The 10573-nt window shown below is 63.3% G+C and carries 10 protein-coding genes (2 of these 10 only partly in view); all 10 read right to left on the bottom strand.

The window, feature by feature from the left end; all coding sequences use genetic code 11:
- On the bottom strand, window positions 1-49 hold the 5' end (the start) of the coding sequence (locus tag C484_RS24845; RefSeq protein WP_049914942.1) for a WD40 domain-containing protein. The gene continues 443 nt to the left of window position 1, outside the view; 49 of the gene's 492 nt are visible here — the first part of the coding sequence; its start codon is at window positions 47-49; the stop codon falls past the left edge of the window.
- Window positions 1-602 carry the 5' portion of an eIF2A-related protein gene (locus tag C484_RS22755; protein WP_152422638.1) on the bottom strand. The gene continues 67 nt to the left of window position 1, outside the view, so 602 of the gene's 669 nt are visible here — the first part of the coding sequence; it begins with the start codon at window positions 600-602; its stop codon lies off the left edge, out of view. Before C484_RS22755 ends, C484_RS24845 begins: the two co-directional genes overlap by 116 nt.
- Window positions 603-1844: 1242 nt before the next feature.
- Window positions 1845-2444 (bottom strand): hypothetical protein, encoded by a 600-nt coding sequence (locus tag C484_RS00885; RefSeq protein WP_006824092.1) that lies wholly within the window; start codon window positions 2442-2444, stop codon window positions 1845-1847.
- Between the two features lie 1246 nt (window positions 2445-3690).
- Entirely contained in the window at window positions 3691-4329 is a 639-nt protein-coding gene (locus C484_RS00895; RefSeq protein ID WP_006824093.1) for a DUF4352 domain-containing protein, read from the bottom strand.
- A 797-nt stretch (window positions 4330-5126) separates the two neighbouring features.
- The gene (locus C484_RS00905) at window positions 5127-6053 is read right to left on the bottom strand and encodes a hypothetical protein (protein WP_006824095.1); all 927 of its coding nucleotides are present in this window, start codon (window positions 6051-6053) and stop codon (window positions 5127-5129) included.
- A 964-nt stretch (window positions 6054-7017) separates the two neighbouring features.
- The gene (locus C484_RS00920) at window positions 7018-7494 is read right to left on the bottom strand and encodes a hypothetical protein (RefSeq protein WP_006824098.1); all 477 of its coding nucleotides are present in this window, start codon (window positions 7492-7494) and stop codon (window positions 7018-7020) included.
- Complete coding sequence (locus tag C484_RS00925; RefSeq protein WP_152422640.1) at window positions 7491-8234, bottom strand: hypothetical protein; 744 nt, start codon at window positions 8232-8234, stop codon at window positions 7491-7493. The genes C484_RS00920 and C484_RS00925 overlap by 4 nt, the downstream gene beginning before the upstream one ends.
- Window positions 8235-8237: 3 nt before the next feature.
- Window positions 8238-8501: a hypothetical protein gene (locus tag C484_RS00930; RefSeq protein WP_006824100.1), complete on the bottom strand. Its 264-nt coding sequence runs from the start codon at window positions 8499-8501 to the stop codon at window positions 8238-8240.
- Between the two features lie 257 nt (window positions 8502-8758).
- The gene (locus C484_RS00940) at window positions 8759-10081 is read right to left on the bottom strand and encodes an SU10 major capsid protein (RefSeq protein ID WP_049914944.1); all 1323 of its coding nucleotides are present in this window, start codon (window positions 10079-10081) and stop codon (window positions 8759-8761) included.
- Between the two features lie 2 nt (window positions 10082-10083).
- The coding region (locus C484_RS23330; RefSeq protein ID WP_006824103.1) for a hypothetical protein at window positions 10084-10573 on the bottom strand (490 nt) is incomplete at its 5' end.

The following is a 10573-nucleotide window of genomic DNA, read 5'->3' on the forward strand; positions in this document are numbered from 1 at the left end:
GACCAAGTATCTGTTTCGTGCACATAGAGATTGTTGTCGTCTGATCCATAGGCGACCATTGATCCATCCGGACTCCACGACACCGAGTTGACTTCCGATCCTGCCTGAGTGAGTTCCTGCGAAAGCGTCCATCCGTCCGTCTCGTGGATATAGACATTGTTGTCAAAAGATCCATACGCAAGCATCGATCCATCTGGACTCCACGACACCGAGGAGACTGACGATCCTGCCTGAGTGAGTTCCTGCGAAAGCGTCCATCCGTCCGTCTCGTGAACGTAGACACTATTATCACCTGACCCAGATGCCACGTAGAAGGGGGAGGGTGCTGGCTCTGCGTTCAAGACGTTCGCCACCGGCCGATCCGCGTAAAAGAGGTCCTGGTACTCGGTGTAATCTCCCGTGTCAAACGCGTCTTCGTCGAAAAACCACGGGACTACCGCGACGTTATGCGTGCTGAAAGCTCCGGTAAACTGGTATGACCCATCCGATGCCGTTGTCGTGCGGTCAACAACGCTATTCGATGGTTGGTCGACGAGCAGTACGTGGGCGTTTGCAATCGGGTCTCCACCACGGTCTACCGTCCCGCTAATTGTCTCTGTCATGGTTATCTTTTGACCTCTGACCGGCTCACGAGCCCCTTCGAAGCGTTCGCATCCACGAGCGTCGTCGACGCCACGGGAGAGAGCCAGTCCTCGACTGCCGTCGGGNCCTCTGACCGGCTCACGAGCCCCTTCGAAGCGTTCGCATCCACGAGCGTCGTCGACGCCACGGGAGAGAGCCAGTCCTCGACTGCCGTCGGGATTGGCCCCTGGCCGTCTTCGTCAGGATTGTCGAACAGCACTGACTCGCCCCCCCGCGAGAGGATCGCGTCCAGACTGAAGAGCGAGCCGTCGACATCGAACGTCAGCTGGGCACGATCGCGGATCATCGCGATCTCCGTAAGATCGACGTCGAACAGGGAGACGCCGCTCGGCTGAGTCAGGCCGACATCGGTCCAGGACTCCGTGCTCGAGTCCCACTCTTCGGCGGCGATCGTGCCAGCGGCCTCGTCGAGACGCAAGCGCAGCAGGCCGCTATCCAGCACGATCTCGTCGTCGAAGTCGTGCTGGGTACTGAACAACTTAGCCCACTGCAGGTTGCCGTCGGCGTCGTGTTTCGAAGCGTGGCCTCGAGTATCGTAGACCCGCGTGTCGACGTTCTCCTCGTCTGCGTAGTCGATCTCGTAGAGCAGCGTCGCGTTCTCTGTCCCGACCGCGTTCTGGCCAGCGTCCAGGTCGTAGATGTCGACGTCTCCGAGTTCGGCGCTGCGAGTCTCGATCGGCGACGCGGTCGTTCGGGCCTTGGTCTCTGGGTGGAGCCACTGCGCCTTCCGTGCCGACGCCGGGACGCCGACCAGTGCATCCGTTGCGTTGCCGAACTCGTGGTCGGCCTGCCGGCGGTTGGGCTCGACGGCGCGCAAGTAGTCGTTTTTCGTTCCCTTCCGTGTTAGCGAGAGGTCGTATCGCTGGACGCGCGTCGTATGGGGCTGGACCGGATCGACAGTCGCGCTCTCGAGCGCGTAGTAGCCGTCCATCGATGTCGTCTCGGAGAGGCCAGTCAGTGGGAGCGCCTCGAACCCCGACGACTGAGCGAGTTCCTCGAGTTCGTCGGCCATCTTGCCAGCGTACCGGTCGCGGTAATGGCCCGTGATTGTCTGGTCGCCTGGTTCACTCGTGAGTTGTTCGACGACGCTGCTATCCGCGCCGAGGATGCCACTTGACGCGAGTTGCTGCTGCAGTTGCGCCGACAGCCCCGTCTGCGGGTCTCGTGGGATGACAAGGGGGTAGAGTTGTAAATCAGCCATGCTATCCGTCCGTTTGCTTGCTGCCGTCGATCACTCGGTCGAGGCTGACCGTCTCGACCCACGTCACGCTGCCTTCGTAGATGCTACTCTGCTCGGTTGAGTCGAACCGGACGTTCGGGTTTTCGGGGACCACCTGCAGCGGTCCGTAGCGGCCTTCGTCGCTGTACTCTCCCGCCTGAAGTGTTGCCGGGTTGGTCGAGTCGATCCGCGCTGTATTCAGAAACCGATCAAACACGGCCATCTGTGCGTGGAGATCCCCCCCAGTCGCGTCGGTCGCAGAGCCGCCGTTGCCCGTCGATCCCCACTGATGCGGCGATCCCGTGTACCCTCTAAAATCGAGCGTGATCGCGTGGATCCCCCCACCGATGTCGAACGAGAGTTCCTGTCGGATCCCGTCGCCGATGTCGGGGTCGGTCTGGTCGGCAATCACGTCAAGGATCGAGCTGGCAGCGACCGAAAGTGTCCCCTCTGACTGGAAGAACTCCTGCGTCCGCATCTCATACTCAAGGCCAATATCGCTCGGGAAGACGAACGTCCCATCGACGGTCTGCCCGCCGATCTCTGCGTTGTGGATCGTGACCTGCGGCTTCGTCCACGTCATCGGCCCTTAACCTCGCGCTTGAGTTCTTCTATTTCCCGTTCAAGGTCACGGCGATCCCGGTCCATCTGCCGCTTCAAATCGCTCGTGTCGATGTTGTACGTCGGTGAGTGGCGGATTTCAGTCCGCGTGGTTCGAGCACTGTTCGACTCGCCGCCCGGGTTCGCCCTCGGACCGACATCAGGAAGGTCGTCGAGTGTGGTCGGCTCAGGATCCCCGCTCGGCGGGTCGATATTGTCGTAGTCCTCCCAATCGAGTATGGATCCACGGTCTGCAGCGGGAGTCGACGCCGACGACTCCATATCAGCGTTAGGACCAGCAGGGCCCGACTCGGAGCCGATGTAGTTCGAGATATCAATCTTGCCGGTGATGANCGACGCCGACGACTCCATATCAGCGTTAGGACCAGCAGGGCCCGACTCGGAGCCGATGTAGTTCGAGATATCAATCTTGCCGGTGATGATGGCCCCTGCTGCGACTGTTCCGATGACTGCGGCCGCAGTGACTGGGTTCAAGAGCGATGCCACCGACACCCCACTGACGACCGAACTCAGACTGACGCCACTCAACAGCGCCGTGATCGACGACCCGGTCAGGAACGACGTGATCGACACGCCGCCGGCGATGAACGTCCCGATACCGACGCCAGTCTCGACATAATCCGGGAGTGAGAGCGGCCCAGTGACGAGGTCTCCGAGGCTGTTGATCGGGTTGATGATGTCCGAGGCGGTGACATCGCCCTCGATGAGGTTCTTCGCGATGACGGTCCCTGTGACGAGTGTCGCAGCAGCAACCGATCCTTTCACGAGAGTGGCTGCACCGACCTTCGTCACGAGCGACGAGAGTGACACTGAGGTAACGAGTGAGGAGAGGCTAACCCCGCCAGTCACCGCCCCTGCGAGACCTCCCAGACTGATGAGGCTGGTAAGCCCGCCACCNCCCCGTTCGGTCGCCTCGAGGAGATCCGACAGCAGTGTGTTCCGCTCTTGGTCGAGTTCGACCGTCTCGTCGAGACTCCCGGAGACGCCCGAGAGATGGGTCCCGACGGCTGTCGTCGCGGTCGCTGCGACACCACTTGACTGAGCGCCTGTTCCACCACTCCTTGAGCCACCCGTCCGCAAGTCGACACTCACACCACTCAGTTCGCGCTCGAGCTGCCGGCTGGCGCTCTGGAGTGACGATTTGCTGAAAGACAGGTCTGCTTCTGTGCTAAAATCGGTCATAGGAAACGTTGGTTGCTATCTGCGCGTCAAGGGAACGCCGCCGAGAGCGACGTGTTTCGTGTGAACTCCACGTCGATCTGCTCCGCGATGGCGTCTTGGTTGGCCGTCAGTGTCGCCGTCTCGGTCTCAACCGGGACGTGGAACGCCACCCAGCCAGTTACGGTTTCGCCGCTGCCGGCGGGTTTGCCCCGGAGGTAGTGCTCATCGAAGGCGACAATCTCGTACGTTTCGCCCCCGCTTTCGAGGATGTACTGGTGCGCCAGGAGCTCGCGTTCGGCGTCGCCGGTGTTGGTGACGTCCATCCGGACGATCACCCNTTCGCCCCCGCTTTCGAGGATGTACTGGTGCGCCAGGAGCTCGCGTTCGGCGTCGCCGGTGTTGGTGACGTCCATCCGGACGATCACCCACTTGTTTCCGTCTTCAGCGATGGTCGAATGCTCTCCAGGGCCCAACTCTGTCGAGACGCGGGCGTTGTACGCGATCTCGAGCGAGACGTCAGCGTCTTCGGCCTCAAGGGCTTCGGAGTCCAGTGTCACGCCAGGGACATCGCCACCCGAACCCGCACCCGGGTCCGAGTCCGGGTCTGGGTCCGGATCCGTTGTTGCCGTGGAGTTACACCCAGCGAGCAGCGGCACCATCAGCGCGAGGTAGTGTCGGCGGTTCATGTCCGTAATGATTCTTGTCGGATATAGTTAAAGTCACTCCCTCGGACGGGGCGTCGCGAACCCCTCGGTCGCAACGATCGCGATCGCCTCGAGGTCGCGGACGGAACACTGCCGCGCGACGGTCGGCGCGATCCCGCATGCGCCGGCGACGCCGATTAAGTAGTCGACCTTGGCCGCTACGTCGACGTCTCCGCCTGACTCTCCTCGAGCAAGTCGCCGTAGTTGATCTCTGCGTTTCCCCCCATACCCGTGAGTTCGCCGATGCGGGCCTCAGCCCATATGAGATAGTGAACCGGGAGGTTGGCGACAGTGGAGATGCGCTGATCCTCTCCCATNCCCGTGAGTTCGCCGATGCGGGCCTCAGCCCATATGAGATAGTGAACCGGGAGGTTGGCGACAGTGGAGATGCGCTGATCCTCTCCCATCGAATCGTCGATGTACGGCGCGTCCTCAGTCCCACGTTCGACTTGGTAGACGCGTGCCGCGCCACTGCCAGCGCCATCGGATTCGAGGTCGTCCTGCATAGCGCCGAACTCGCCGCCAGTCAGCCCGGCGAGTGTGATCTCGGCGACGTCTTCATCCCAGGCCGGCGCGTAGTCGGCCTCAAACGCCTCGTCACGGGCCCAGCGGATGCCCTGCAGTTGGGTCTGTAGACGCTCCTGGCGTTCAAGCAACCCGAGGGCCGCGGGATTGTCGTTCTCGATCGACTCGAGAACCTCCGCGAGTTCGCCGAGTTCATCTTCGATGCGCTCCTCCTCATCGTCCAGGTCGTAGGTTTCAGTGCGTAGTGGCATGGTTTAGGCTACCGCCGTCTGGCCAGTGACGTTGAAGGTCGTCGAGTCGGTCACGTCCGTGTCGCCATCAGTGATGACATCGTTCCAGGAGTTCGTGTTCGGCTTGAGTTTCGACAGCGAGTACGTCGAGACGCTCGTCCCGCCGACAGCGACGTCGAGTGACCCCGCGACGCTGTTCATTCGTGCGGCGGTCGTCGTCGCACCAGCACTGCCGTAGGCGAGTTCCGTACGCGACGGACCGGTGATGATCGCATCGACGTTCAGTTCCGTCTCGGGGCGAGCGAGGACCGCATCGACCGCGACGTGATCCGCGCCCCACTGGAACCGACTGATGTTCGAGATCGACAACTCCGCGGACTGGAGCTTCGCGACGCTGGTCCCGTCGATATCGAGCGTGACGCCGTGGAACATCGCCGACGTCCCGTCACTGACGGGGTTGATTGACGAGGGTGTGATCGTTGTCCCGAGATTCTCGTCGGCGTACGCCATCGTCAGCGTGTAACTGACTGGCTCGCCCTGTTCGTAGCTGACCGAGTAACCCATCGGGACACAGCCGACCAGTTCGCGCTCGGCCGTCCCATCGAGGTAGTCAAGGCCGACGTAGACGCGGCCGGAAGCCGCTCTCCCGGGCGTGAACCCTGACCCTGCGTCGTTGAAGACGAGTTCCTCGACGTCGCCGTGGACATCGCTCGAGATGACGGCCTCGACTTCGAAGGCTCCCTCAAGATTACCGGCAACCGACTCGACGTACTCGGCCTGATCGCCCTCGGTCAGGTTGCTCAGCGCCCGCTCGAGCTCAAGGTTGTTGATCGAGGCGTCCCGGCCAAACTTCCAGTACTCCGGAGTGCCGTCGGAGTCCGAGGCGACGAGGTCGCCTGTGAACGTCTGCTCTTTTCCGAACGCAACGGTTGCCGCGCCGGCTCCCGTCATACTATACCTCCGTCAGTGTGGTCGTATCGAATCATGGTTGGTTTGCGTAGCCGATAAAGCGGNAACGGTTGCCGCGCCGGCTCCCGTCATACTATACCTCCGTCAGTGTGGTCGTATCGAATCATGGTTGGTTTGCGTAGCCGATAAAGCGGTGCTCCCAGTCTCTCCGGAAGTAGTCGCCATTGTCGCCGCTCAGGTCCGTCTCGTTCTCCGCTGGCGATATCGTGTGATAGGCAACCGATCCGATCGGGTCGGCGTCGACGTCCTCGACCGTCGGGTAGGAGCGCTCAACCGAGATCGCGTGTTGGGCGTACCGGACCAGCTGCTCGAAGTGATCTGCCGAGTCGACGTTGCCGCGCTCGATGGCGTGGAGACCCTCGAGACGGAACGAAAGAGTCGTCTCGACTCGGTGATTGTACTCGTCGCCGACCGGTTGCGGGTCGCGGTTCGAGCGTGACCCCCCGATCCCGTTCCATCGTTCGAGTTCGAGTGACCGCCTCCGCTCGCCGGTCTCCAAAATCTCTGGCTCATCGCGGTCGATTCGGGCGAGGTCGTCGGGGAACGNTCGTTCGAGTTCGAGTGACCGCCTCCGCTCGCCGGTCTCCAAAATCTCTGGCTCATCGCGGTCGATTCGGGCGAGGTCGTCGGGGAACGTGTCGCCGGGCCAGTTCGTCTGAATCGTCTCGAGACTCCATGTCACTTCGTCCTGAACCATCTAACTCACCTCCTGTCGCAGCCACTCGAGACCTGACTGGACAAACCGCGACTGCGGGAGGCCGGAGACGCTGACCTTATCGGTGAACACGCGCACGCNTCGTTCGAGTTCGAGTGACCGCCTCCGCTCGCCGGTCTCCAAAATCTCTGGCTCATCGCGGTCGATTCGGGCGAGGTCGTCGGGGAACGGGTCGCCGGGCCAGTTCGTCTGAATCGTCTCGAGACTCCATGTCACTTCGTCCTGAACCATCTAACTCCCCTCCTGTCGCAGCCACTCGAGACCTGACTGGACAAACCGCGACTGCGGGAGGCCGGAGACGCTGACCTTATCGGTGAACACGCGCACGCCGTCGCCCTCGTCCGGCCAGCGCTCGCGTGCACTCGCCGGCGGATCTTCCCAGATGAACGACAGAACGGGGTCTCCGTGGATGGTGTGGTCGCTCGTCCCGTTGTTCATGAAGATGGCTGCGGGGTGATCCCAGCGCCACGTCACCGTGATACCGGTGTCGGTCCGGTCGACCTCCACGCCGCCGAACGAGTCCTCGATCGCCTCGATGTCGTAGTCCGTTCGCGACGCGTACGATCGCAGCGTCCCGTGGCTGACTCGCACGGCCTGGTAGACGAGCGGGTTTGATTCGCCGACGAGCCGCCGCTCGGCGTCGTCGACCAGTGGTTCCGGCCCACCGATGGTGAACGACGCGCTGGCCGTGGTGTCACTTGTGCTCATAGGTAGACTTCGAGAAGCTCCTCGGCCTGGCGTTCGAGTGCCTGGACCTTCGTCTCGACCGACTGGATGTTTGCGTTCTCTGGGATCCCCAGCGTCGCCTCGTCGTCGCTGGCGAGCAACTGGGCCGCAGCCCGCATCGCAGTCGCGCGCCGGATCGTCGACGGGAGTTCGTCCTCGCCGAACTCGTAGGTCGCTTGCACGGCGTTGCCGTAGTCCCGCAGTGAGGGCAGCGAAGCCGCTCGGAGGTCGACGTAGGACCGTGACGGTGCCGACCCAGGCTCGACGTAGAGGCGGTAGTCCGCCCCCTCGTCTTTGCTGTCGTCAGCGACCCAGTCCGTGAACGACCCCGACGCGTCGCGAACCTCGAGGCTGAGGAGTGTGCCCGCGTCGTTCTTCTCGAGTGGAACGCGGCAGTACGGACCGTTGGTCTTGTGCGGGTAGCGCCCGCGGTCGGCGACCAGCATCGTCGAGTGTTGCGGGTGTGGCGTCGACGGGATATCCCCCTCTTCGGGACCGCGTTCGGTCGCCGATGTCGGGACCAAGTCGTGATCGTCCTCGGTGACCCCACCGGCGACGTAGAAGTGGCAGTCCGTCGAGTCCCGAAGCCACTTCGCCTGGCTGGAGATCGCGTCGACGATAATCTGGTTGTTGTCCTCGCCCGTCGCACCAGAGTCGAAGTCAGCAACCGTGTCCTGGAGCACCCGGCGGACATCCGGAACGGTGCAGTATCCAGTAGGCATCGGTCACTCCTCCTCGTCGCTGTGATACGGACAGGGGGTCTCACGCCCGCAAACCTCGCCGTTGTCCATCACAGTGCCGCACGTCTCCCCGACGATCAGGGCATCGGGCGTCGTATCGTAAGCCGATGCGAAGTGCTCGAGCCACGAGTGGGCGTCGCCGGGCACCTCGAACCGACCGCCGTCGACCGGGGAACTCTCGCCGTTGACGTCGACCGCCGCCGGCGGGTTGCCCGGCCCATCGCCGGCGCGTGGGTGCTCGACGAGCATGATTCAGACCCCCTCGACCTTGAGCCGGACTTCGCCGACGTCCGTGCCGCTGGCGACATCCGTCCCGTCGGCGACCGCAACAACCGCGAGTTCACCGTTCAGGTGATCCCAGCGTACGAGGGTGGTCGCGTCCTCCTGGCCGACGACCGATACGCCGCCGGTATGGTCGACTTCGATGCCGNCCGTGTGGTACGCCACGTCAGTCGAGCCGCCGCTTTCGCGTTCAACGGCTGTGGTGCTGTGCGTCATTGGTCACCTCAGATGTCGTAGCCCTGCAGCCAAAGGCCGTGCTCGCCGTGGCTCTTGTCGATGAGAGTCCCGTATTCGAAGAACGCAACCTTGTCCGCGAGGCCGGTGCGTCCCAGCGGGACCGTCGAGAACGGTGCCAGCTGGCGGAACTGCGTGGCACGCTCGTCGATCACGAAGACGTCGCCGGCACTCGAGGATGCCCCGACACCGGTGAGGGCGCCGTAGCCGCGGATGTTGTCGCAGGGCGTGATCTGGATGCTTCCCTGCTCGGTCCCGATAGCGAGCCCCTGCGGACCGTACTCGACATCGGCGTCGTAGCCGTCGATCCGGACGACAGGGGGGACCTCGTCGTAGACGGCGTTGTAGAACTGCGGCGAGCAGAGAACGCGCATCGAGCCCCACATCGCTCCGGTGTTGGTGACCTGGCTCGTGATCTCGTCGAGAAGATCCTCGAGGAAACCACTGGCAACCGTCGTCTTGTCGAACGAGTTTCCAGCGGCGTCGAAGATGGACGCCATTCCCTCGTAGGCGTTCGAGTCCTCGACGGAGTTGTCCCCCGCAGCGACGCTCGGGTCGCCGTAGAAGATCTGCTTCGCCTTGAACAGCGCCCGGGCGATCGCCCGCTGACCGAGCGTCGTCTGGCTCAGATCCATGTAGCCGAGCGTGTCCTCAGCGCGCTGGCTGAAGTCGCTGATCCGGGCCTGGTCGAGGGAGATCTTCATGTCCTTGCTCTCAGTCGCGAGCGAGAAGTCGCCCTCCGAGAGCGAGGAGATGTCACCCGCGGCGTCGGCCTCGGAAACCATCCCGATCGGGTCGTTCCGGTCGGAGATGACGTTGTACTTGGCCTCGAAACCGGCCTGGGCCTGCGTCTGGATGACGTCCAGAACGGGAGCAGCCGACCGCTGGATGTCGATGATCTGCGGGTCGACCTCGATCGGAGTGGCCGCGCCGACAACCGACTGGTCGATTGCCGCACGCGAACTCATCTCCTCAACTGGCGCGATGCGGTCGTTCTCTCCGAGGTCCTGGTAGCCGTCACCGGCCGCCGCAGCCGCCACGAACGGGGAGCGGGTGCCGTACTGGTCCTCGGCGCGCGTCGTTGCCTCGGGGTCGTCCTCGGCGCGCTGGTGACTCGCCAGGAGCTTGTCCTGGACGTGCGAGACAGGGACGCCAACACGTCCGCGCTCGATCGGGACCTCCGGCAGTCCGAAGGCGCGAAGGATCGTGTCGTAGATGGTCTGGGCGTTGTCGTCCGTCGGCGTTGCGAGTCGGGCCGCGATGTCACGGTCCGTCTGCAGGTCGTCGTAGGGGGCGTCAGTGCTTGCGCTCATGTTCACAGAAGGTTTCGCGGGTCGTTGGTGCGCTCGTCAGCCGGTTCCTCGTCGCGCTCGCCGTCCTCGTCACCGTCGCCGGGCGTCTCGGGCTCGGCGTCGTCAAGGTCGGAATGGAGCTGGCGGATAGCGTCCTCCGCGGACACCTCCTCACCATCGATCTCGATGGTCCGGTCGCCATCCCCACCGTCGGCGTCGCGGTCATCGTCCTCGTCGTCCTCCTCCTCGTCTTCGTCATCGTCGCCATCGTCATCGTCATCGTCCGCGCGGAGAGCGTCGGAGAGAGTTCGGAGGATCTCGGTCTGCGTCTCAGTCTGTTCGCGCATGAACTCGCGGAACTGCTCCGCGTCGTCCGTGCCGTCCGATCCGTCTCGGTCGTCGCCCGGCTCGTCGCCGGGGCTGTCGGTTTCTTCGTCAGTCATGTCGTGTTCGTCGCGTTCGTCGGCCCCCATCACCACGGCGCGGAAGTCCTCGACCAGGCGCTCCGGGTCG

Origin of the sequence: Natrialba taiwanensis DSM 12281, from assembly GCF_000337595.1 — an archaeon.
GTDB lineage: Archaea > Halobacteriota > Halobacteria > Halobacteriales > Natrialbaceae > Natrialba > Natrialba taiwanensis.